Origin of the sequence: Methylobacterium sp. ap11 (genome assembly GCF_900110515.1) — a bacterium.
In the GTDB taxonomy this organism is placed as follows: domain Bacteria; phylum Pseudomonadota; class Alphaproteobacteria; order Rhizobiales; family Beijerinckiaceae; genus Methylobacterium; species Methylobacterium ajmalii.
In genome coordinates, this window is the sequence record NZ_FOEB01000002.1 from 1 (window position 1) to 21,555 (window position 21,555).

Below are 21,555 nucleotides of genomic sequence, written 5' to 3' on the forward strand. Positions count from 1 at the left end.
CGCGCCGGTCGGATCGAACACGAGCGCCGCTACTATCTCTCTTCAGCGAGGCTCGACGCCAAAACCTTCGCGGCCGCAGTGCGGGCGCACTGGCAGATCGAAAACCGCCTGCACTGGGTGCTCGACGTCGTCTTCCACGACGACCTCGTGCGGCTGCGGACTGGATCAGGCCCGCAGAACATGGCGATCGTGCGCCACATGGCCATCAACCTCGTGCACGCACCCCACGACCGCCACAGCCTCAAGGCCCGCAGAAAGCTCGCCAATCTCAATCCCGACTACCTCGAAGCCCTTCTCCGACACTCCCCCGCAGACCAGACAAAAAGCTGAAGCGATTCCCCTGAGGCTGCAGGCGCCGCGCGGGCCGGGTCCCGATGCGGGATCGCCGCCGGCCCGAGCCCGGCCTATAACGACGGGAACGAACAGCCCGGGGGGAGCATGGACGCGTTCGACTTCGTCATCGTCGGCGGGGGCACGGCGGGCTGCGTGCTGGCCGACCGCCTGAGCGAGGACGGCCGCCACCGCGTGCTGCTGCTGGAGGCCGGCGGCGAGGGCAGGGGGTTCTGGGTCGGCATCCCGGCCGGGTTCCCGAAGCTCCTCACGGGCGCGGCCTTCAACTGGCGCTTCGCCACCGAGCCGGAGCCGAACACCCACGACCGGACCATCGTGGTGCCCCGCGGCAAGGGGCTCGGCGGCTCGACGCTGATCAACGGCATGATCTTCGTGCGCGGCCAGCCGCAGGATTTCGACACCTGGGCCCAGGGCGGCAACCGCGGCTGGAGCTGGTCCGACGTGCTGCCCTATTTCCGCAAGCTCGAACGGTTCGAGGGCGGCGACCCCGCCCTGCGCGGGCGCGACGGCCCGCTCCACGTCACCCGGGTCGGGGTGAAAAATCCCCTCGCCGATGCCTTCATCCGGGCCGGCACCGAGGCCGGCTACCCCGAGAACCCCGACTATAACGGCGCCTCGCAGGAGGGCTTCGGCACCTATCAAGCCAACCAGCGCAACGGCCGGCGCTGGAGCGCCCGGGACGCCTACCTGACGCCCGCCCGCCGTCGCCCGAACCTCACGGTGCGCACGAACGCCCACGTCCTGCGCCTCGACCTCGACGGCACCCGCGCGACCGGCGTCACCTACCGGCGCGGGGGACGCGAGGAGCGGGTGGAGGCGCGGGCCGAGGTGATCCTGGCGGCCGGTGCCGTGCAGTCGCCCCACCTCCTCGAACTCTCGGGCATCGGCCGGCCGGAGGTGCTGGCGGCGGCCGGCATCCCGGTCCGCCACGCCCTGCCGGGGGTCGGCGAGAACTACCGCGACCACTACGCCACGCGGATGAACTGGCGGGTGAAGCTGCCCGTCACCCTCAACGAGGCGACCCGCGGCTGGCGCCTCGGCCTCGCGGTCGCGCAATACGCGCTCACCCGCCGCGGCATCCTCACGCTGGGCACCGGCCTCGCTCACGGCTTCGTGCGCACCCGGCCCGAACTGGCGGGCCCCGACGTGCAGTACTTCTTCATGCATGCGAGCTACGCCAACGCCGCCGACCGCACCCTCGACCGCGAGCCCGGCATGACGATCGGCGTGACGCAGCTGCGCCCGGAATCCCGCGGCACCATCCACGCGGTCTCGGGCGACCCTTTGCGCCCCCCGGCGATCCGCCCGAACTTCCTGAGCGTGCGTGGCGACCAGGAGGCCCTGATCGAGGGCATGCGCATCGCCCGCCGGGTGATCGACCAGCCCGCCATGGACCCCTACCGCGCCCACGAGCTCGCTCCCGGTCCGGGCGTGCAGTCGGACGACGAGTGGCTCGATTTCGCCCGGCGCAACGGCCAGACCATCTATCACCCGGTCGGCACCTGCAGCATGGGCCGGGGGCCCGAGGCGGTGGTGGACGAGCGCCTGCGGGTCCGCGGCATCGAGGGCCTGCGGGTGATCGACGCCGCCGTGATGCCGACCGAGGTTTCGGCCAACACCCAGGCCGCCGTGATGATGATCGCCGAGAAGGGGGCCGACATGGTGCGCGAGGATCGCCGCTGAGCTACGGCACCCGGGACGAGACATTCCCCGAGGAGCCGCCGCCATGCGCACCCTTCCGATCGCGCCGATCACCCCGGAGGCCTTCGCGCCCTACGGCAGCCTGCTGGTCGGCCCCGCCGCCGGCCCGCGCCAGGACCGGGCGGCCGAGGTCGAGAACGGGCGCCCCGGCGTGCCGCTCAACCTCGCGCTGATCCGGAGCGAGCCCTTCGCCGCGACCATGCCGCTGCGCCGGCTCGAGCGGCATCCGCGCTCGGCGCAAGCCTTCCTGCCGCTCGCCGTCGGCGACTACCTCGTGGTGGTGGCGCCGGATGCCGGGGAGCGGCCGGACGAGGCGGGCTTGCGCGCCTTCCGGGTCCCGGCCGGGACCGGCATCGTCTATCGCAGCGGCGCCTGGCACGCCCACATGACCACGCTCGCCGCCCCCGGCACCTTCGCGATGCTGGTCCACGAGGATGGCGGGCCGGAGGATTGCGTGTTCGCGCCGATCGAGCCCGTCTGCGTGGACCTGTCGGAGGCGTGAGGCGTCAGTTCACCGACGGCTCGTCGAGGCGGAACGCGAAGGTCGCCGTGTAGACGTCCTCGTCGGCGAGGGTCGGGGTGGCGGACGGGCTGACCGTCTGGCTCACCGTCAGCACCTGGCTGCCGGCCTTGCGGATCGGCACCGTGGCGATGCCGTCCTGGTCGGTGGCGTAGGCCGGCAGCCCGGCCCGCTCCGGCTCCATGCCGCTGTCGCCGTAATAGAGGTCGGCCCCCGGCAGCGGCGCGCCGCGAAACAGCACCCGCACCCGGATCGCCCCGGCGGTCGGGCCCGGCACCTCCACCGGCACGATCTCGAGCGTGTGGCCGACCACCCGCAGCCAGGGCGCGCCGGGGCCGAAGGCGGCCTTGGCGTATTTCACCGACCAGCGGCTCTCACGGGCCTCCGCCACCAGGCGCCGGCTGGAATTGACGGTGGTGCCGTCGCGCAGGGTCGACCAGTAGCCGGAATCGTAGGTCGCCGCGACCAGCGTCCGGCCGGGCTTCGTGCCGAGGGGGGCGAGCAGGGCCGGGGGCACGTCCGGGGGGGCGGGCTTGAGGCCGGCGCGCAGGCCGTTGGCGCCGTCCTGCGTCAGGGCGACGAGTTCGATCAGCTTGGGCAGGCTCGGCGCCCGGCGCTTCGAGGCGTGGCCGTAATTGACCCGCACCTGCGGCACCGAGTCGATGGTGCTCAGGGTCAGCCACAGCTCGTGCGCCCCGGCGCGGGCCGGACCCCCGAGGACGAGGGCGGCGGCCAGGGTGGTGCGGAGCAGGGGCAGCATCGGTGATCGAACTCCTCGGGCCGGCGCCGGGGCCCATCGGCCCCCGAAGGCGCCAAGGGCCATCGGCCCTCGGATGCGTCAAGGGCCGTGGGGCCCCTGCGTCGGATGCAAGGCCGACGCCGTCGCAACGCACCATAACGCGTCGGGCGCGAAACGGCTCCCCGGCTAAGCAGATTTCGCCGAAGTGGTTACCGGTTCGGCGCCGAAAATCTGCGACAAAACAAGAACCTAAGCAGACTTGCGTTGGCCTGCCAACGCAAGTCTGCTTAGGTTGACCTCGGGGTGGATTCCCTTCCAGGCGGAGTCCCGTCCCGTCGCCCGTCTCAGGTCGGCTCTGCCTGCCGGTCGCGCCGCGCATCGGTCGTGCCGCCAGCCCGGACAGGGCCGGCGCCCCGGCGGCGTGCGCCGCCATCGTCGCCGCGACCCGCATCATCCCGCCTCCCGTCCGGGCGAGCCCGGAATCAGTTGTCGTGAGAGCTGTGCGAGCGGGCGGTATCGTCGCTCGTTCCCCGGGCCGTTCCTCCGGCCGCCGCGAGGGCGAGCGCGGTGAGCCGCCGGCGTGCCGCCGCGTCGGTCGGGCAGCCTTCCGTCAGCCAGGCGTGGCGGGCGGCCGCGAGGCCCTGCCCGAGCCCGCGGCCGGGCGGCGCGCCGGCCGCCACCAGGGCGGCCCCGGTCACGGGCAGGACCGGCACCCGTTCCTCCCCGGCGGCGAACCGGGCGAGGAGCCCGGCGGCCTCGGGGGTCAGGACCGGCCGTGGCTCGCCCGCCAGCACCAGGGCGGCATCGGCCGTGGCGACGGGCCCGTGCAGCGCCACCAGGCGGCGGATGTCCGGCTCCGCCAGGGGAGCGAGAGCCCCGTGCAGCGCGGCCTCGGCCCCGGCATAGAGGACGAGGCGGGCGTGCTCGGCCTTCGACAGGCGAAACGTCTCCCGCAGCCGCTCGGCATCGGCGGCCGAGCGCACCGCCAGGGCGGCGAGGCGGCGCACCGGGTCGGGCGCGGGCTCCGCCGCGGCAAGCCGCGCGAGGCGGCCGAGATCGCCGACCCCGCCGGTCAGGCGCTGCAGCAGGCCCGTCCCCGACAGGACGGCGACGACGGCGGGCGCGCCGCGGGCGACGAGGAGCTTCAGGAGTTCCCCCCGCACCCGCTCGCGCGAGAGGAGCGCCAGCCCGTCCCGGGCCGCGATCGCGGCCGACAGCCCCTCCGGGTCCGGGGCGCCGGCGCCGTAGCGGGCGTGGAAACGGAAGAAGCGTAAGGTCCGCAGGTAATCCTCGCGGATGCGCTGGCGCGCCTCGCCGATGAAGCGCACCCGGCCGGCCGCGAGGTCGGCGAGCCCCCCGACCGTGTCGTGGATCCGCCCGTCCGGCGTCGCCGAGAGGGCGTTGATGGTGAAGTCGCGCCGGGCGGCATCCTGCGCGAAGTCGCGGCCGAAGCGCACCACGGCGTGGCGCCCGTCGGTCTCGATGTCCTCGCGCAGGGTCGTGACCTCGAACGGCTCGCCCTCCGCCACCACGGTCACGGTGCCGTGCGCGATGCCGGTCGGCACGGGCTTGAGGCCGGCCGCGCGGGCGCGCGCCACCACCTCCTCGGGCCGCAGGGTGGTGGCGAGGTCGATGTCCTCGACCCTTCGGCCGAGCAGCGCGTCGCGCACCGCGCCGCCGACGAGGCGGGTCTCCTCGCCGGGCGCCTCGAGCGCCGCGAGCACCCGGGTGAGGCGCGGCCGCGCCAGCACGGCGCGCAGGGCGGCCTCGTCGAGGGCAGGGCTCACCGGAACTGTCCCGGCACCACCCGGCCGTTCTCGATATGGGTCGGCACGAAGCCGTCCCGGTGCCGCTCGGCGGTGAGCGCCACCACCACGAAGGACAGGATCACGAAGGCGGCCCCCGCGATGGCGAGCCGCGTCGCCTGCGCGCTCCAATGCGACCAGAGCAGCGGGTTGCGCCGGCTCACCACCAGCCAGCCGGCGAAGACCGCGAAGGGCAGGAGGAACAGGAGGACGTCGTCGATCAGCGCGCGGGCCATGGATGTCTCATGCTGTCGCGCCTCGGCATCGATGCCGAGGCGTCCGGCGCATCGGCGCCGACGCCCGTTCGGGCTTGCCTTGCGCCGTCGAACGGAGCCGTTCGACGGTGCGGCGGTCTCACTCGTCCCCGTCGCGGAGCCGGTCGTAGAGGTTGCGTACGATGCCGGCGGTCACGCCCCAGATGTAGCGGTCGCCGAAGGGAATCGCGTAGTAGCGCCGCTGGCGCCCGCGCCATTCCCGGCTGTGCAGGGCGTGGTTGGCCACGTCCATCAGGAAGGCGAGCGGCACCTCGAAGGCTTCCGCCACCTCGTGCGGGTTGAGGGTCAGGCGCGCGTCCGGCGCCACCAGCCCGACCACCGGCGTCACCAGGAAGCCGGTGCCCGACAGGTAGGGGTCGAGGTAGCCGAGCGGCGTCACCGCCGCCGGGTCGAGGCCGACCTCCTCCTGCGCTTCCCGCAGGGCGGCGGCGAGGGGCGAGGGGTCGGCGGGATCGATCTTGCCGCCGGGAAACGCGATCTGGCCCGAATGGTCGCGCAGGTGTGGCGAGCGCAGGGTGAACAGCACCGAGACGCCGTCGTCGCGCGGCACCACCGGCACCAGCACGGCGGCGCGCCGGGGCGGGCGCGACAGGGCGGCCTCCAGCACGTCGGGCTCGAGGTCGTGGTCCCCCCGCGGGTTCGCGGTCGAATCCTCCGGGCCCGGCGGCTCGGGTCGCAGGCGGGCGCGGGCCCGGTCGAGGAAATGGTCCAGCGCGGTCGGCGCGGCGAGGTCGGTCACGACAGCGCGGCCGCGGGGGAGAGCCGGTGGAAGCGCCCGCCGGCGGCGAGACCGAACCAGCGCTCGCCCTCTTCCTCGCGCTCCTCGCACAAGTCGACGAGGTCGTAGGCCAGCGCCCTCGTGATCCGGGCCCAGAGGCCGTGGCGCACCGCGATGTAGGGCTTGAACCCGCCGTCCCGGTCGCGCTCGACCCGCAGCGGGTGGGCGTCGTCGAGGGGCACGACGTCGTCGAGGTTGGTGCGGAACGCGATCACCCGGTCCTCGCCCTCGCCCTCCACCGCCATCTCGACCGCCAGGAAGGCCGCGTCCTCGACCTCGATCCCGACCCGCTCGACCGGCGTCACCAGCACGGTGCGCCCGTCGGGGTCGCGGCGCAGGATGGTGGAGAAGAGCTTGACCAGGGCCGGCCGGGTGATCGGGCTGCCGTTGTAGTGCCAGGTCCCGTCGGCGGCGATGCGCAGCGGGATCTCGCCGCAATAGTCCGGGTTCCAGCGCTCCACCGGCGGCGGACCGCGCCGGCCCGCTTCCGCGCCCAGCGCCGCGGTCAGTCGTTCGAGGACCCCGCCGGGCGGGGCGCCGTTCGGATCGTGCGTCATCCCGCTCGATATAGCGGACCGGGGCGGATTGTGCAGGCGCCCCGGGCGGTCCGCCGCGCGTCCGTCGGCCGCCGCGGATGCGACCCGCGATCCGGCCTCGCCGGTAGAAGGAATAAAGTCATGGTGTTGGCGATGCCCCGAGGTTCGCGCGCAAGTCGGTCCGGACATGCATGCTGACGAAAGGTTCGCGCCATCTATTTCTCGCTGTTTCCACTTTATTTAATAAAATTAACCTATTTTTTACAGAGTACGATGTAGAAAAGGGGTGAAATGAAGATTTTCGCCTATCTGCCTTTGCGCCATGTCCGGGCACGATGCTTCTGGCGAAGCACCGATGCCGGCGTGGTGGTCGTCTTCGCGATCGTTTTGCCCGTGCTGCTGGGCTGCGTCGGGGTGGCCGTCGATTACGCGACCTGGCTGGTGCGCAAGCAGCAGCTCCAGGCCATCGCCGACGCCACGGCGCTGTCCGTCGTCGCCGACATGCAGGTCGGCGCCTACGACCGCCGCCGGATCCAGGCGGTGGCGGAGAGCCAGGTGAAGAGCCTGGCGGGCGAGCGCCTCGGCCGCGACCCGATCACGGTCAAGGCCGAGCCGGTCTACCGGCGGCCGGGCGCGACCGGCGGCGGCTTCACGGAGGAGCCGTCCGACGAGCGCGACCGGGCACCGTCGGGCGTGCGGGTGAGCCTGTCGCAGCGCAAGCGCGCGATCATGACCACGCTCGTCAAGCCGCAACTGACCGACATTACCGTGCAGGCGACCGCCGAGATGGTCGGCATCTCCAAGGTCTGCGTCATCGCGCTCGACGGGCATGCGACCGGCGGCATCGATCTGCGGGACCGGGCCCGGGTGTCGGCCACCGGCTGCTCGGTCTACGCCCTCTCGGCCTCCGCCGCCGCGATCGACGCCCGCGACACCTCGGAGCTGAACGCGCTGAAATCCTGCTCGGTCGGCGGCTATGCCGGCCCGTCGCAGCGCTACCAGCCCGTTCCGATCACCGGCTGCCCGGCGATCAAGGATCCGCTGGCCGGCCGCGTCGCCCCCGCGGTCGGGCCGTGCAAGTTCCAGCAGGCGCTGGTGATCGGCAACGAGAGCCGCACCCTCGATCCCGGCACCTATTGCGGCGGGCTGATCCTCACCGCCGGGGCGCAGGTCAAGCTCAATCCCGGGATCTACGTCATCAAGGACGGACCGCTGGTGATCGGATCGGACATGGTGACGGTGCAGGGCCATCATGTCCCCGCCCCATGCCTGTGCTACCACAAGGACACGCCGCGCCTGATGCGGACGATGATGGGGTGCGCAGGCCCGTCCTCGCTGCCGGCGGCGTCGCTGAGCGGCGACGAAGTCGGGTTCTACTTCACCGGGACGGTGGCCCCGGAGCAGGACAACGTCGCCCGCCCCCTGCAGATGCTGCCGCGCTCCGGCGTGTCGCTCAGCGCACCCACGGGCGGAGCGATGGCCGGCCTGCTGTTCTTCGAGGACCGCAACGCCGCGGCCAACCGCTCCTTCGAGGTGCTGAGCGACAATGCGCGGCGCCTCGTCGGCACGATCTACATGCCGCGCGGCACCTTCCTGGTCGCCGCCGACCAAGTGGTCGCCGACCGCTCGGAATACACCGCCATCATCGCGCAGAAGCTGGTGCTGTCGCAGGCGCCGCGCCTCGTCGTCAACGCGAACTACTCCGCGACCGCCGTCCCGGTGCCGCAAGGGGTCGGCCCGACGAGCGCCCGCCCGGCGCTCACGAACTGATCCGCCCCCGGACGGGCGCGCCGATCAGGCCCCGTCCGCCTGCGGCCGCCGCCGCAGGATCTTCCACACGCCGGTGGCGGTCGCGACGATGCGGCCCTCGCAGCGCGCGTCGCCGCGCAGGAAGACCAGGCTCTGCGTGCGCTGCACCACCTCGGGCGTCATCGTGATCGTCTCGCCGATCCGTGCGGCGGAGACGAACTGCATCTCGAACTGCACCGTGACGCAGTTCGCCCCGCCCGCGGCCCGCATGGCGGTGAAGCCCAGCGCCCGGTCGGCGAAGGTCATCGTCATGCCGCCCTGGACCACGCCGATCAGGTTGGCGTGCCGCGGCTCGGCCCGGAACGCGAAGTGCAGGGCCTCGCCGTCCTCGCGCAGGAGCACCGGGCCGACCAGGGCGATAAAGCCCGGATCGTCGAAGGCGCGCCAGCCGGCCGGGTCGGAATCGGGGGAGTTCATGGACGTCTCGGGGCTCGAGGGCGCTGGACAGCGCGGCCATGGCCGTGCCTCAACGTCCCTACACAACAAGCCGGGGGGAGGCCCAGTGCCCGTGACGGACCAGATGCCAACGGCGGACATGCGCGCCGACCAGGACGGGATCGCCGCCCGCGTGCGCGCCAGCTTCGACCGGCAGGGCCTGATGCGGACCCTCGGGGCGACGCTGGAGGCGGTCTCGCCCGGCGCGGTCGAGATCGCGCTGACGCCCGGTCCCGGGGTGTCGCAGCAGCACGGCTTCGTCCATGCGGGGGCGGTGAGCGCCATCGCCGACAGCGCGGCGGGCTACGCAGGCCTGACCCTGATGCCGCCCGGCGCCGGGGTGCTGACCGCGGAGTTCAAGATCAACCTGCTCGCCCCGGCCGCCGGGGAGCGCCTGCGGGCGCGGGGCCGGGTGGTCAAGGCCGGCCGCACCCTGACGCTGGCGCAGGCCGAGGTCTTTTCCGAGAGCGCGGGGCGCGAGAAGCTCGTCGCGCTGCTCACCGCCACCCTGATGGCCGTGCAGGACCGCGACGGCATCGGCGACTGAACGGGACGACCCCGGCGAGTGCCGCCGGGGCCAGAACGAGCCTTACTTCTGGGTCTCGAGGTAGGCTTCCAGGTCCTTGATCTTCTTGTCGTCCTTGACGCCGGCGAAGATCATCTTGTTGCCGGGGACCTTGGCCTTCGGGTCCTTGATGTATTCCATGAAGGTGGCCGAATCCCAGGTCAGGCCGGAATTCTTCATCGCGGCCGAATAGTTGTAGCCCTCGTGGGTGCCGGCCTTGCGGCCGATCAGGCCCTTGAGGTCCGGGCCGACGCCGTTCTTGCCGAAGGCGTGGCAGGCCTTGCACGTGGCAAAGACCTTCTCGCCGGCCGCGGCGTCCTGGGCCTGGGCGGCGAAGGGGACGAGGACCGCCAGGGCGGCACCGAGGATGAGCTGACGCATGAGGTTCCCTCCAACGGACGTCGTTCGCGACGGACCTAGGGCATATGGCCCAGCCTGCTGTTTGGACCAGTTAAAAACGCCGGCCCTTCGCTTCGGCTCCCGTGCGGCGAAAAGAAGCTCTGCCGCGGCAAAGCGCAATCGGACCAAGGTGCGAGGGATGACGACGTCTGGGCGTCGCGATGCCCCTCCGGTAGGGTGGCGGCGAATGACGGCCCGCGAGACAGGCGCCGACCCGAGCCGAGAGGACACGCCATGACCATCGCCTTCCCGCTCCCCGATCCCGCGATCCTCGCCCGCCGCGACGCGATCGTGGACGGCCTGCGCGGCCTGGTGGCGCCGGAGGCCCTGGTGACCAGCGAGGACGAGCGCCGCGCCTTCGAGACCGACGGGCTCACCGCCTACCGCAAGATGCCGCTCGCCGTGGTGCTGCCCTCGACGACCGAGGAGGTCTCGGCGGTGATGCGCTACTGCCACGAGCAGGGCGTGAAGGTGGTGCCGCGCGGCGCCGGCACCTCGCTCGCCGGCGGCGCCATCGCGCAGGAGGACGCGGTGATCCTCGGCGTCGCCAAGATGACCCGGGTGCTCGACGTCGATTTCGGGAACCGCGTCGCCCGGGTCCAGGCCGGCATCACCAACCTCGCGATCAGCGCCGCGGTCGCGCACGAGGGCTTCTTCTACGCCCCCGACCCGTCGAGCCAGCTCGCCTGCACCATCGCGGGCAACATCGCGATGAACTCGGGCGGGGCCCACTGCCTGAAATACGGCGTCACCACCAACAACCTGATGGGCGTGACCCTGGTCATGGTCGACGGCACGGTGGTGGAGATCGGCGGCGACCACCTCGATTCCGCCGGCTACGACCTCCTGGGCCTCGTCTGCGGCTCGGAAGGCCAGCTCGGCATCGTCACCGAGGCGAGCGTCAGGATCCTGCGCGCAGCCGAGGGCGCACGCCCGGCCCTGATGGGCTTCGGCACGGTCGAGGATGCGGGCGCCTGCACGGCGGCGATCATCGGGGCGGGCATCATCCCGGTCGCGATCGAGTACATGGACCGCGAGGCGATCACGATCTGCGAGGCCTTCGCGCATGCCGGCTACCCGCTCGACGCCGAGGCGATGCTGATCATCGAGGTCGAGGGCTGCAAGGAGGAGTGCGACGCGATGCTCGCCCGCATCGTCGAGATCGCCAAGCCGTTCAACCCGACGAGCCTCAAGGTCTCGCAATCCGAGGCCGAGAGCGCCGCGATCTGGAAGGGCCGCAAGTCGGCCTTCGGCGCGACGGGCCGCATCTCCGACTACATCTGCATGGACGGCACCATCCCGACCGGCCAATTGCCGCGCGTGCTCGAGCGCATCGGCGAGATCACCCAGTCCTACGGGCTGCGCTGCGCCAACGTCTTCCACGCCGGCGACGGCAACCTGCACCCCCTGATCCTGTTCGACATCAACACACCCGGCGAGATGGAGAAGGCCGAGGCCGCCGGCGAGGAGATGCTGAAGCTCTGCGTCGAGGTCGGCGGCTGCCTCACCGGCGAGCACGGCGTCGGCATCGAGAAGCGCGACCTGATGAGCTACCAGTACAACCCCGAGGACCTGCATCAGCAGATGCGGGTGCGGGCGGTGTTCGATCCGGCCTGGCTGATGAACCCCGCCAAGGTGTTTCCGCTGGAGGGGCGGATCGCCGCGTGACGCGAAAGGCCGCTCAGGCCGGCGGCCCGAGCGGGGCGCAACGGAAGGCGCCGTAGCCGGCTTGCGCCAGGCGCTCGGCCAGCGCCGGCAGGACGGCGTCGGCCTCCTCGCGCAGGGTCCAGGGCGGGTTGACCACGATCAGCCCGCTGCCGCTCAACCGCGTCGGGCCGGGCCGGTGGATCAGGAGGTCGAGGCGCAGGGCCGGACGGGGCAGGGCGGCATCGAGGGCGGCGGCCATCCGGTCGACCGGGGCGACGTCCTTGATCGGGTACCAGGCGAGGTAGGTGCCGGTCGCCCATTTTTCGACCGCCTTGAGGAGATCGCGGCCCAGCCGCTCGATCTCGCCCGGCACCTCGTAGGGCGGGTCGATCAGGACGAGGCCGCGGCGCTCCTTCGGGGGGATCAGGGCGGGGAGCGCGGTCCAGCCGTCGAGGGCCAGCACCTTGGTGCGCGGGTCCTGGTTGTAGCGCCCGTGCAGCACCGCGCCGTCGGCCGGGTGCAGTTCGACGAACACGCCCTGGTCGCCCGGGCGCAGGAACTCGCGGATGATCGCGGGCGAGCCGGGATAGATGGTGTCGCCGTGGCGCGCCCGGACCGCCGCCACCGCCGCCCGGTAGGGGGCGAGCAGGGCCTCGACCGGGTCGGGGAAGGGCGCGTCGAGCCGGCCGATGCCGTCGTGCCACTCGCCGGTGCGGCCGGCCTCGTCGGCGGTCAGGTCGTAGAAGCCGAGGCCGGCATGGGTGTCGATCGCCCGGAACGGGGTCGCCTTGCGCTGGAGATGCGCCAACACCCGCGTCAGCACCCAGTGCTTGAGCACGTCGGCGTGGTTGCCGGCGTGGAAGGCGTGGCGGTAGTTCACGGCGCTCGGGTCCTTGGTCTCGCCTGCGCGGCGGCCAGGGTCCTTACCCCATCGCGCCGGCCCGGGGCGAGGGGGCGGGATCCTCACGCCGGTGCGGCGAGCCCCGCGCCGGGCACCGCCGCCAGCAGGCCGCGGGTGTAGGGGTGCTCGGGCGCCCGAAACAGCGCCTCGGTGCGGTTCATCTCGACGATCTCGCCGCGATGCATCACGGCGATCCGGTCGCAGATCGTCGCGGCGACGCGCAGGTCGTGGGTGATGAACAGCATCGCGATGCCGAGGCGCCGCTTCAGGTCCTCCAGCAGCGCCAGCACCTGGGCCTGGACCGAGACGTCGAGCGCCGAGACCGCCTCGTCGGCGACGAGCACGTCCGGCTCCATGGCGAGCGCCCGGGCGATGCCGATGCGCTGGCGCTGGCCGCCCGAGAAGGCGTTCGGGTAGCGCTCGGCGGCGGTCGGCGGCAGGCCGACGAGTTCGAGGAGCTCCCGCGCCCGCGCCCGCGCCTGCCGGGCCGGGGTGCCGTGGGCGATGGGACCGCCGGCGATGATCTGCTCGACGGTGCGGCGCGGGTTGAGCGAGGCGAAGGGATCCTGGAAGATCATCTGGATCCGCCGGCGCTCGTCGCGGAGCGCCGTGGGCCCGAGCGCCGTGAAATCGAGGCTGCCGAGCCGCACGCTGCCCCGGTCGGGCTCGATCAGCCGGATCGCCAGCCGCGCCGTGGTCGACTTGCCGGAGCCCGATTCGCCGACGAGGCCCAGCGTCTCGCCCCGGCGCAGGTCGAAGCTCACCTCCTTGACCGCCGCCACCACCCGGGGCTTGCCGAGGAGGCCTGAGCGCGTCGCGTAGGTCTTGGCGAGGTTCGTGACCGAGAGGGCGACGGGAGCGGCGGTGATCGGCTCGCGCGCCGGCGGGGTCAGGCTCGGCACCGCGGCGAGCAGCGCCTTGGTGTAGGGGGCCTGCGGGTGGCGCAGCACCGAATCGGCCGGGCCGGATTCGACCAGCCGGCCGCGCTGGAGCACCGCGACGTGGTCGGCGATGTCGGCCACCACGCCGAAATCGTGGGTGATGAACAGGACCGCCATGTTGCGGCGCTGCTGGATGTCGCGGATCAGCTTGAGGATCTGGGCTTGCGTGGTCACGTCCAGCGCCGTCGTCGGCTCGTCGGCCACCAGCACGGCGGGTTCGAGCGCCAGCGCCATGGTGATCATCGCCCGCTGGCGCTGCCCACCCGAGAGCTGGTGCGGATAGGCCCGGACGATCTGCGCGGGGTCGGGCAACCCGACCTCGCCGGCGAGCGCCACCGCGCGGGCGCGGCGCTCCCCGGGGGTGAGGAGGTCGTGGGCTTCGAACATCTCGGCGATCTGGTCGCCGATGCGCATCACCGGGTTCAGCGCCGTCATCGGCTCCTGGAAGATCATCGCGATCCGCCGGCCGCGCAGGGCCCGCCAGTCGCGCTCGTCGAGGCGCAGGAGATCCCGGCCCTCGAACTGGATCTCGCCGCCGGCGACAGTCAGCGAGCGCGGCAGGAGGCCGGTGAGCGCGTAGGCGCTCATCGACTTGCCCGAGCCCGATTCGCCGACGACGCAGAGGATTTGTCCCGGCATCAGGTCGAGGCTCAGATCCTCGACCGCGTGCGGCCGGTCGGCCCCCCGCGGCAGGGCCAGGGTCAGGTTGCGGATCCGGACGACCGGTTCGCTCATCGTCGCTCCTTTCGCGCCCGCCGATCAGGCGAAGTCCATCACGTCACGTCGATTTCGAGCCCGTCGGATGTGTCGTGGCACTCAGATCACCCCGCCGCCTTCCGCCCGTCCCGGATCGTCGTCCCGGTCTCGGCGAGGTCCCAGAACAGGCCGGCCATCAGCCCCAGCGCCTCGCGGGTCGAGGGCCCCAGCAGGTGCTCGTCGGGAGCGTGCTGCGAGCAGGCCGGGTAGGAATGCGGCACCCATAGGGTCGGCAGGCCGAGGATCTCCGAGAAGGCGTCGTTCGGCAGCGAGCCGCCGAGATTCGGCAGCAGCGCCGGGCGCTTGCCCGTGCTGGCCTCGATCGAGGCGAGCGCCCAGCCCACCCAGGGGTCCTCGACGGGCAACCGGGTGGCGCGAAACACCTCGGTGCGGGTCGCCCGCACCTCGACCATGGGGAAGCCCGCCGCGTCGAGGTGCCGGCGGATCGCCGGAACGACGCCCTCCCAGTCGGTGCCGACGACGAAGCGCAGCTGCAGCGTCGCCTTGGCCGAGGGCGGCACGGCGTTCTGCGGACCGTCGGGGTCGCCACACTTGAAGGCCAGCACTTCGAGGGTGTTCCAGCCAAAAACCCGCTCGGCCGGGCTCAGGCCCGGCTCGCCCCAGCCCTCGTCGATCGCCGGCGCGTTCGGGTCGCCCCCGACGGTGATGTCGGCGAGCGCCGCGCGCACGCCGTCGGGGATCGGCGGCGGGCGCAGGGCGTCGAGGAGGATTTGTCCGCGCCCGTCGACGAGGCTCGCGATGGCGCTCGCCAGCACGGTGCCGGGGTTGCGCAGCAGCCCGCCCCAGTTGCCGGAATGGTGGCCGCCCTCGCGCAGATCCGCGACGAGCTCGAAGGTGACGCCGCCGCGCGAGCCGAGAAACAGCGTCGGCCGCTCGGCCTCGATCCGCGGCCCGTCGGAGGCGATGAGGAGGTCGGCGGCGAGCGCGTCCTTCTCGGCGCGGCAGACCGCGTGCAGGCCCGGCGAGCCGGCCTCCTCGCCCATCTCGACCAGCAGCGTGACGTTGAAGCCGAGCTGTCCGCCGCGGGCCTGCATCACCGCCTCGAGGGCGGCGAGGTTGATCAGGTGCTGGCCCTTGTTGTCGGCGGTGCCGCGCCCGTACCAGCGCTCGCCCTCGACCACGACGTCGAGCGGGTGCAGGCCGGCGCGCCACTGCTCGGGGTAGTTCCGCACCGTGTCGCCGTGGCCGTAGGTCAGTACCGTCGGCAGATCGTCGCCCTCGTGCCGGGTGGCGATCAGGAACGGGCCGCGGCCCGCCTGCGGATTGTCGAGGAGGCGGGTCGCGAAGCCGAGCCGCGTCACCGCCGGGATCATGAACTGCGTGAGGTAGGCGGCGAGCGCCGGCCCCTGGTCCGGGGCCTGGCTCTCGGTCGGCAGGGCGACCGCCCGGCGGAGCACGGCGAGGAAGCCGCCGTCGTCGTAGTGCCGGTGGGCCAGCGCGATGGCGTCGCGTCGCGACATGGGGAGACTTTCTGCGTGCGCGTGAGAAGAGGATTGTTAGATCTTAATCGTCATACGTTGGAAGCCCGGTCGGCCTCGGCCCATCCCTCCCGCGACCTCTTCCTGAGGTGTTGGCCGATGGCAGATCGGCTGACCTCGAAGGAGGGCTCCAGGGAACTCTAGGCTGGCTGGAATCCTCCTTCGAGGTCAGTCCATCTCCGATGGACTGACACCTCAGGATGAGGTCGCGGGCGGGACGAAAGGAAAGCCGACGGGCATGGTTTCAATGCCGCCCCTCGGGAGCGGTGATGTCGCGCACGCCGTCGCCAAGCAGGTTGACGCCGAGCACCAGGATCAGGAGCGCCACGCCCGGGATGGTGATGACCCAGGGCTGGAAGAACATGTACTGCTTGCCCTCGGCGATCATCAGCCCCCAGGACGGCAGCGGCGGCTGCACGCCGAGCCCAAGGAAGGACAGAGCGGCCTCGAGCAGGATGGCGTGGGCCATCTCCAGGGTCGCGACGACGATCAGCGCGTTGAGGATGTTGGGCAGGATCTCCTGGGCGAGGATCCGCACCGGGGAGAAGCCCGCGGCCTTGGCGGCGGCGACGAAGTCCTGGGCCCGCACCTGCCGGGTCGCCGCGCGGGTCACCACCGCGAAACGGTCCCAGAGCAGGAAGCCGAGCACCAGCACCACGACCTTGAGCGAGCCGCCGACCAGCGAGGCCATGGCGAGTGCCACCAGCACCACCGGCAGCGCCAGGCGCGTGGTGACGACGTAGCTCACCACCGCGTCGACCCGGCCGCCGTAATAGCCGGCGAGCACGCCCAGCGTGGTGCCGATCGCCCCCGAGATCAGGGCGGCGGAGAGCCCGATCAGCAGCGAGATCTGGCTGCCGTAGATCAGGCGGCTGAGATAATCCCGCCCGAGCTTGTCGGTGCCGAGGAGATGCTCGACGCTGCCCTTGGCGTGCCAGATCGGCGGGATCAGCCGGCGCGACACGTCCTGGGCGTAGGGATCGTGCGGGGCGACGAGGGGGGCGGCGAGCGCCGTCAGCACGACGAGCCCGACGATGCCGGCCCCGATCAGGAAGCCGCCGTGGGACAGGCCGCGCCTGAGCGCGATCGCCGCGGGCGAGCGGGCCGGAGGGAGGGCGATCTCGGCCTGGGCCGAGGGGAGGGAGGCGGGCCGGACGGTCATGAGCGCAGCCGCGGATCGAGGAGGGCGTTGAGGAGGTCGGCGGCGAGCGTCAGGCCGATGTAGATCATCGCCAGCACCAGCACGATCGCCTGGACCACGGGGAAGTCGTTGCGGGCGATCGATTCCCAGGCGAGCTGGCCCAGCCCCTGGAGCGAGAACACCGCCTCGATCACGATCGAGCCGCCGAGCATGAAGCCGAACTGCACCGCGGCGAGCGCAATCACCGGGATCACGGCGTTGCGCAGCGCGTGCCGGATCAGGATCTTGCGCGGCGGCAGCCCCTTGGCCCGGGCGGTGCGGACGTAGTCGGAGGACAGGACCTCCAGCATGCCGTTGCGGGTGAGCCGCATCACCGCCGGCATGGCGTAGTAGCCGAGCGCCACCGCCGGCAGGACGAAGTGCTTCCAGGTCGCGTTGCCGGAGACCGGCAGCCAGCGCAGGTTGACCGAGAAGATCAGGATCAGCGTCAGCCCGAACCAGAAGCTCGGCATCGCCTGGCCCAGCACCGAGACGGCGAGCGCGGTGCGGTCGATCCAGGTGTCGCGGTGGAAGGCCGCCACGACCCCGAGCGGGATCGCCACCAGCAGCGCGACCGCCAGCGCGATGATCCCGAGCGTCAGGGTCACCGGCAGCCGCGCGGCGACGAGATCGGTCACCTGCTCGGGGAAGTAGAACGAGCGCCCGAAATCGAGGTGGAGCGCGTGCCAGGCCCAGGTGCCGAACTGGACCACCAGCGGCTGGTCGAGCCCGTGCTGGGCGCGGATCGCGGCGATCTGCTCGCCCGTCGCCTCCGGGCCGGCGATCGTCGTGGCGAGGTCGCCTGAGAGGTGCAGGAGCAGGAAGCTCGCGACCGAGACGGTCAGCGCGACCCCTGCCGCGACGAGGATGCGGCGAACCGCGAAGCCCAGCATGGCGCTCCCTCTCCTACTTCTTCCAGGAGGCGGCGTAGAAGCGCGGCACCTCGTCGGTCTGCGCCGTGAAGGCGAGGTCGGCGCTGAAGGCGTAGTTCGACGGGTAGGAGAACATCGGCAGGGCGTAGGCCTCCGCCGCGATGCGCGTGAGGGCTTGGCGGTACTTCGCCTTGCGCAGAGCCGGATCGGTGCCGGTGTCGCCGGCCTGGAGGTCGGCGATCACGGCGGGATCGCGGGCCAGGTCCTCCTCGCCGCCGCGGAAGTAGATCCCGGTGAAGGCCGAGACGTCGTTGATCGAGAACGAGCCCCAGGTCTGGTAGCCGATCGAGGTCTTGCCGGCGCGCAAGGCGTCCCGGAAGGCGGCGTAGCGCAGGTAGTTGAGCTTGGCCCGGATGCCGACGGCGCGCAGGTAGCCGATCACCGCCTCGGCGTAGTCGCGCTCGCGATAGGCCGAGAGGTCGATCTCGAAGCCGTTGCCGTAGCCGGCCTCCTTGAGGAGCGCCCTCGCCTTCGCCGGGTCGTAGGCGTAGGTCGGCACGCCCTCCTCGGTGCAGCCGAACTGCTCGATGAAGCAGACCGCGTTCATCACCCGGGCACCGCCGCGCGCCAGGTTGTCGACCATCGCCTTGCGGTCGATGGCGTGGGCGATCGCCCGGCGCACCCGCACGTCCTTGAGCGGCGAGTTCGCCATCGCGCGGCCCTGCACGTCGAATTGCAGGTAGCCGACCCGCATCGTCTCGGCGGAGACCACGGTCAGGGTCGGATCCGTCTTCAGCTGCTCGGCCTGGTCGGTCGGCACGCGCCAGATCCAGTCGACGCCGCCGGTCATCAATTCGGCCATGCGGCTGTCGGCATCCGGGATGATGCGGAACTCGAGCTTGCCGATCGTCGCCTTGCCGATCGGGCTGCCCGGCCAGTACGTGTCGTTGCGCACCATCCTGACGCGCTTGCCGCTCTCGACCGAGACGATGCGGTAGGGGCCGGTGCCGACCGGCGCCTTGCTGAAGCCGTCGAGGCCGACCGTTTTGAAGTAGGCGGCGGGCAGGATCGGGGTCGGGCCCGAGAGGTATTCGAGGGCGGCCGGGAACGGCGCCTTGAGGTGGATGCGCACGCTGTGCGGCCCGGTCACCTCGGTCGACTTCATCCAGTCGACGTTGCCCTTGGTGACGATCTTCGCCTCGGGCGTCAGCACGTAGTTGAACGTGAAGGCGACGTCCTCGGGGGTGAGGGGATCGCCGTTGTGGAAGGTGACGCCGTCGCGGATCGTCAGGTCGAGCGTCACCGGATCGACCCAGGTCCAGGCAGTGGCGAGCATCGGCCGGTGCTCGCCCGTCTTCGGGTCGCGGTCGATCAGCGTGTCCCAGACGTTCCGGGCCAGGATCACGCCCTCGCGCAGGTTGTTGTGGTACGGGCTCAGGTTCTCCGGCTCGCTGTCGGAGGCGTAGACCAGGGTGTCGTTGGCCTTGCCGGCGAATGCCGGGCCGGCGATCCCGGCGAGGACGAGGCCCGCGAGCGCCAGGCTCGCCCTCGCCAGGCCTACCCTCGCCAAGCCCGCTCTCGCGACGCCCGCCCGCACCCCACCCGCCCGCACTCGGCCCGCTTCGATCATCCGTACCGGCATGTCGGCTCCGCCTGGTCGAGGGCAGCGCGGGCCCGTCCGCCCGTCTTGTTGCGCTGCCGCAAATTGCACCATGCCAGAATGTTGCGCAGATCCGATCGCAACAAGACGAATTTGGCGATAGCATCGTTGCCGAAACGGCAAGGCAATGTGTGGCAAGGCAGGGTGTGGCAAGGCACGGGGCGGCAGGCATGGCGATGCAGACCACGGCGTTGCGCTACTTCCTGGCCGTGGCCCGCGACGGCACGATCGCGGCGGCCTCCGCCCGGCTCAACGTCGCCCCCTCGGCGATCAGCCGGCAGATCGCCAACCTGGAGGCCGAGCTCGACTGCCCCCTGTTCGAGCGGCGGCCCCGCGGCATGGTGCTGAGCCAGGCGGGCGAGCTGCTCGCCCGCCACGCCCATCAGGTGCTGGCGAGCGCCGAGCAGGTCGTCACCGAGATCAAGGAGCTGGACGGCCTGCAGCGCGGCCTGGTGCGCATCGCCACCACCGAGGCCTTCGCCATCGATCTCGTGCCGGGTGTGATCGCGGCGTTCCACGCCCGGTATCCGGGCATCCGTTTCGAGCTGAGCGCGCTGCCGCCGGGCCAGGTCACCCACCGGGTGATCCAGGGCGAGGTCGATCTCGGGCTGACCTTCAGCCTGGAGCCCTCCATCGGCCCCGCGGTGGCCTACCGCAACAGCCTCGACATGGTGGCGCTGTGCGCCCCCGACCATCCGCTCGCCGGGCAGCCGGCGATCGGGCTCGCCGACCTCGCCGCCTATCCGGTGGCGCTCCTGCCCCGGGACACCACCCTGCGCACCGTCCTCGACGCGGCCTGCGCGGCGGAGGGGATCGTCATCGAGCCGGCCTTCGCCTGCAACGTCCTCGCGGCCATCCTGCCCTTCGTGCGCCGCACCCGCGGGCTGACCCTGATGTCGTCGATCGCCCTCCAGGGCCAGGTCGGGCGCGGCGAGTTCCGGGTGCTGCCGATCCGATCCCGCCGCAGCCTCGCCCGCGGCATCGAGGTCCAGACCATGCGCGACCGCCGCCTGCCGCGGGCCGCGCAGGCCTTCCTGACCGCGCTGGTGGCGGCGTTGCCGCCTGTCGGGGAGTGATGCGGATTCCCGAGCCCGTCTCACCAGCCCGCGCGGGGGAGCCGCCGACGCCCCGCGCTCGCGCGATGCCGATCTCCGCATCGCGACCGGCAAGGCGGCCGAGGCGATCGGCGGCATCACCGCGCGGATCGAGGAGATCGCGGGGGTCGCCACCTCGATCGCGGCCGCCGTGGACGAGCAGGGCGCGGCGACCCAGGAGATCGTCCGCAATATGAGCCAGGCGGCGGCCGGCGCCGGCGAGGTCACCGGCACCATCGCGGGCGTGGCGGGCGCCGCCGAGGAGACGGGGGCGGCGGCCTCCCAGGTCCTCGCCTCGGCCTCGGCCTTGTCGCGCCAGTCCGAGCACCTCTCGGCCGAGGTGGCGCGCTTCCTCGCCACCGTCCGGGCGGCCTGAGCCGGATGGCCGGCCTCGGCGCGGAGCGCGACGGCGGCGATGCCGCAAAGACGTCTCGGGCGCGGGCAAGTCGTGCGCGATGTCGTCGTCGGCCCGGCGACGGCATCTCCGCCGCGGCGGAGTTGACGTGCCCCACCCGCTTGACGATGATCGGGGCCACGGGCCGCCGGGATGCTGGCGATGCGCCCGGCGAACCGGCGCCGCGTGCCGGGCTCGACTGGGCGGACGGTTTCCGCCCGGCGCGATCGACGGGGTTTCGCTTGGTTTCCCATCCGTTCGACGAGAGGCGCGCCGCACGGACGATCGCGCCCCGATGACCTCGATCGCCGGGCTGCCCGATTTCCTCGTCTATCTCGGCACGGCCGCGCTCCTGACCGGCCTCTACCTCGTCGTCTACACCTTCGCCACGGCGCATAACGAATTGGCGCTGATCCGGCGGGACGTGACCGCGGCCTCCGTCTCCCTCGGGGGCAGCCTCGTCGGCTTCGCCCTGCCGCTGGCGGTGGCGATCTACAACGCCCGCTCGGTCCTCGACTGCCTGGTCTGGGGCCTCGTCGCCCTGGTGGTGCAGGTCGGGATCTACTGGCTGGTCCGCCTCGCCCTGCCGGACCTGTCGCGGCGGATCGAGGAGGACCGGATGGCCGCGGCGGTGCTGCTCGGCGCGGCCTCGCTGGCCGGCGGCGTCGTGAACGCCGCCTCGATGACCTATTGAGGCG

21 protein-coding genes and 1 pseudogene are annotated in these 21,555 nt (G+C 72.2%); 9 read left to right on the top strand and 13 right to left on the bottom strand.

Translation table 11 applies throughout. The annotated features are described in order from the left end of the window. The 3 genes from BMX97_RS02540 to BMX97_RS02550 all read left to right on the top strand — a co-directional run. Window positions 1-330, top strand: a 330-nt coding sequence (locus tag BMX97_RS02540; RefSeq protein WP_143074546.1) for an ISAs1 family transposase, incomplete at its 5' end; no start/stop codon positions are given. Between the two features lie 108 nt (window positions 331-438). Continuing rightward, on the top strand, window positions 439-2,034 hold the full coding sequence (locus BMX97_RS02545; protein ID WP_091745152.1) for a GMC family oxidoreductase: 1,596 nt from the start codon (window positions 439-441) through the stop codon (window positions 2,032-2,034). 43 nt (window positions 2,035-2,077) lie between these two features. Continuing rightward, entirely contained in the window at window positions 2,078-2,554 is a 477-nt protein-coding gene (locus BMX97_RS02550) for an ureidoglycolate lyase (protein WP_091745153.1), read from the top strand. A 4-nt stretch (window positions 2,555-2,558) separates the two neighbouring features. On the opposite strand, the gene BMX97_RS02555 is transcribed toward BMX97_RS02550, so the two are convergent. The 5 genes from BMX97_RS02555 to BMX97_RS02575 form a co-directional block, all read right to left on the bottom strand. Then, a complete protein-coding gene (locus tag BMX97_RS02555) occupies window positions 2,559-3,332 on the bottom strand; it encodes a DUF4198 domain-containing protein (protein ID WP_060850771.1) in 774 nt (257 codons plus the stop codon). A 461-nt stretch (window positions 3,333-3,793) separates the two neighbouring features. Next, complete coding sequence (locus tag BMX97_RS02560; RefSeq protein WP_091745155.1) at window positions 3,794-5,098, bottom strand: CCA tRNA nucleotidyltransferase; 1,305 nt, start codon at window positions 5,096-5,098, stop codon at window positions 3,794-3,796. Continuing rightward, the gene (locus BMX97_RS02565) at window positions 5,095-5,352 is read right to left on the bottom strand and encodes a DUF6111 family protein (RefSeq protein ID WP_091745157.1); all 258 of its coding nucleotides are present in this window, start codon (window positions 5,350-5,352) and stop codon (window positions 5,095-5,097) included. The genes BMX97_RS02560 and BMX97_RS02565 overlap by 4 nt, the downstream gene beginning before the upstream one ends. Window positions 5,353-5,470: 118 nt before the next feature. Further along, window positions 5,471-6,130 carry a CoA pyrophosphatase gene (locus BMX97_RS02570; RefSeq protein WP_091745159.1) on the bottom strand — a complete coding sequence of 220 codons (660 nt, stop codon included), beginning with the start codon at window positions 6,128-6,130 and terminating at the stop codon, window positions 5,471-5,473. Beyond that, entirely contained in the window at window positions 6,127-6,726 is a 600-nt protein-coding gene (locus tag BMX97_RS02575; RefSeq protein ID WP_091745161.1) for a DUF1285 domain-containing protein, read from the bottom strand. Before BMX97_RS02575 ends, BMX97_RS02570 begins: the two co-directional genes overlap by 4 nt. A gap of 342 nt (window positions 6,727-7,068) precedes the next feature. Here BMX97_RS02575 and BMX97_RS02580 point away from each other — a divergent pair, with 342 nt between their 5' ends. Next, window positions 7,069-8,475 carry a pilus assembly protein TadG-related protein gene (locus tag BMX97_RS02580; protein WP_244538247.1) on the top strand — a complete coding sequence of 469 codons (1,407 nt, stop codon included), beginning with the start codon at window positions 7,069-7,071 and terminating at the stop codon, window positions 8,473-8,475. Between the two features lie 24 nt (window positions 8,476-8,499). On the opposite strand, the gene BMX97_RS02585 is transcribed toward BMX97_RS02580, so the two are convergent. Next, window positions 8,500-8,931, bottom strand: a complete 432-nt coding sequence (locus tag BMX97_RS02585) for a PaaI family thioesterase (protein WP_091745165.1) — start codon at window positions 8,929-8,931, stop codon at window positions 8,500-8,502. A gap of 91 nt (window positions 8,932-9,022) precedes the next feature. Between BMX97_RS02585 and BMX97_RS02590 the strand changes: the two genes are divergently transcribed. Then, entirely contained in the window at window positions 9,023-9,496 is a 474-nt protein-coding gene (locus BMX97_RS02590; protein ID WP_348273110.1) for a PaaI family thioesterase, read from the top strand. 42 nt (window positions 9,497-9,538) lie between these two features. Here BMX97_RS02590 and BMX97_RS02595 read toward each other — a convergent pair whose 3' ends face one another. After that, on the bottom strand, window positions 9,539-9,895 hold the full coding sequence (locus BMX97_RS02595) for a c-type cytochrome (protein WP_060850765.1): 357 nt from the start codon (window positions 9,893-9,895) through the stop codon (window positions 9,539-9,541). Between the two features lie 252 nt (window positions 9,896-10,147). On the opposite strand from BMX97_RS02595, the gene BMX97_RS02600 reads away from it, so the two are divergent. After that, window positions 10,148-11,581, top strand: a complete 1,434-nt coding sequence (locus BMX97_RS02600; RefSeq protein ID WP_091745167.1) for an FAD-linked oxidase C-terminal domain-containing protein — start codon at window positions 10,148-10,150, stop codon at window positions 11,579-11,581. 13 nt (window positions 11,582-11,594) lie between these two features. On the opposite strand, the gene rlmJ is transcribed toward BMX97_RS02600, so the two are convergent. From rlmJ to BMX97_RS02630, 6 genes are all read right to left on the bottom strand, one after another. Next, complete coding sequence (gene rlmJ / locus BMX97_RS02605; RefSeq protein ID WP_091745169.1) at window positions 11,595-12,440, bottom strand: 23S rRNA (adenine(2030)-N(6))-methyltransferase RlmJ; 846 nt, start codon at window positions 12,438-12,440, stop codon at window positions 11,595-11,597. Between the two features lie 83 nt (window positions 12,441-12,523). Next, window positions 12,524-14,137, bottom strand: coding sequence for an ABC transporter ATP-binding protein (locus BMX97_RS02610; RefSeq protein WP_091745171.1), 1,614 nt, complete (start codon window positions 14,135-14,137; stop codon window positions 12,524-12,526). Window positions 14,138-14,223: 86 nt separating this feature from the next. Next, the gene (locus BMX97_RS02615) at window positions 14,224-15,639 is read right to left on the bottom strand and encodes a M20 family metallopeptidase (RefSeq protein ID WP_091745173.1); all 1,416 of its coding nucleotides are present in this window, start codon (window positions 15,637-15,639) and stop codon (window positions 14,224-14,226) included. A gap of 262 nt (window positions 15,640-15,901) precedes the next feature. After that, a complete protein-coding gene (locus BMX97_RS02620) occupies window positions 15,902-16,819 on the bottom strand; it encodes an ABC transporter permease (RefSeq protein ID WP_091745175.1) in 918 nt (305 codons plus the stop codon). After that, window positions 16,816-17,730: an ABC transporter permease gene (locus tag BMX97_RS02625; RefSeq protein ID WP_091745177.1), complete on the bottom strand. Its 915-nt coding sequence runs from the start codon at window positions 17,728-17,730 to the stop codon at window positions 16,816-16,818. Before BMX97_RS02625 ends, BMX97_RS02620 begins: the two co-directional genes overlap by 4 nt. Before the next feature lie 13 nt (window positions 17,731-17,743). Beyond that, entirely contained in the window at window positions 17,744-19,264 is a 1,521-nt protein-coding gene (locus BMX97_RS02630) for an ABC transporter substrate-binding protein (protein WP_244538276.1), read from the bottom strand. A 275-nt stretch (window positions 19,265-19,539) separates the two neighbouring features. Between BMX97_RS02630 and BMX97_RS02635 the strand changes: the two genes are divergently transcribed. The 3 genes and pseudogenes from BMX97_RS02635 to BMX97_RS02645 all read left to right on the top strand — a co-directional run bounded on the left by BMX97_RS02635 (window position 19,540) and on the right by BMX97_RS02645 (window position 21,551). Further along, the gene (locus tag BMX97_RS02635) at window positions 19,540-20,445 is read left to right on the top strand and encodes a LysR family transcriptional regulator (protein WP_348273111.1); all 906 of its coding nucleotides are present in this window, start codon (window positions 19,540-19,542) and stop codon (window positions 20,443-20,445) included. A gap of 61 nt (window positions 20,446-20,506) precedes the next feature. Continuing rightward, window positions 20,507-20,839 (top strand): annotated as a pseudogene (locus tag BMX97_RS02640) (chemotaxis protein); the annotation flags it as partial. 313 nt (window positions 20,840-21,152) lie between these two features. After that, entirely contained in the window at window positions 21,153-21,551 is a 399-nt protein-coding gene (locus BMX97_RS02645; RefSeq protein ID WP_060850759.1) for a DUF350 domain-containing protein, read from the top strand. Window positions 21,552-21,555: the final 4 nt, after the last annotated feature.

Excerpts from the sequence above, each read along its gene's own strand:
- BMX97_RS02555 (WP_060850771.1), bottom strand. The coding sequence starts at position 3,332 with ATGCTGCCCCTGCTCCGCACCACCCTGGCCGCCGCCCTCGTCCTCGGG.
- BMX97_RS02635 (WP_348273111.1), top strand. The coding sequence starts at position 19,540 with ATGGCGATGCAGACCACGGCGTTGCGCTACTTCCTGGCCGTGGCCCGC.
- BMX97_RS02645 (WP_060850759.1), top strand. The coding sequence starts at position 21,153 with ATGACCTCGATCGCCGGGCTGCCCGATTTCCTCGTCTATCTCGGCACG.
- BMX97_RS02620 (WP_091745175.1), bottom strand. The coding sequence starts at position 16,819 with ATGACCGTCCGGCCCGCCTCCCTCCCCTCGGCCCAGGCCGAGATCGCC.
- BMX97_RS02625 (WP_091745177.1), bottom strand. The coding sequence starts at position 17,730 with ATGCTGGGCTTCGCGGTTCGCCGCATCCTCGTCGCGGCAGGGGTCGCG.
- BMX97_RS02600 (WP_091745167.1), top strand. The coding sequence starts at position 10,148 with ATGACCATCGCCTTCCCGCTCCCCGATCCCGCGATCCTCGCCCGCCGC.
- BMX97_RS02565 (WP_091745157.1), bottom strand. The coding sequence starts at position 5,352 with ATGGCCCGCGCGCTGATCGACGACGTCCTCCTGTTCCTCCTGCCCTTC.
- BMX97_RS02585 (WP_091745165.1), bottom strand. The coding sequence starts at position 8,931 with ATGAACTCCCCCGATTCCGACCCGGCCGGCTGGCGCGCCTTCGACGAT.
- BMX97_RS02550 (WP_091745153.1), top strand. The coding sequence starts at position 2,078 with ATGCGCACCCTTCCGATCGCGCCGATCACCCCGGAGGCCTTCGCGCCC.
- BMX97_RS02595 (WP_060850765.1), bottom strand. The coding sequence starts at position 9,895 with ATGCGTCAGCTCATCCTCGGTGCCGCCCTGGCGGTCCTCGTCCCCTTC.
- BMX97_RS02545 (WP_091745152.1), top strand. The coding sequence starts at position 439 with ATGGACGCGTTCGACTTCGTCATCGTCGGCGGGGGCACGGCGGGCTGC.
- BMX97_RS02575 (WP_091745161.1), bottom strand. The coding sequence starts at position 6,726 with ATGACGCACGATCCGAACGGCGCCCCGCCCGGCGGGGTCCTCGAACGA.
- BMX97_RS02615 (WP_091745173.1), bottom strand. The coding sequence starts at position 15,639 with ATGTCGCGACGCGACGCCATCGCGCTGGCCCACCGGCACTACGACGAC.
- BMX97_RS02610 (WP_091745171.1), bottom strand. The coding sequence starts at position 14,137 with ATGAGCGAACCGGTCGTCCGGATCCGCAACCTGACCCTGGCCCTGCCG.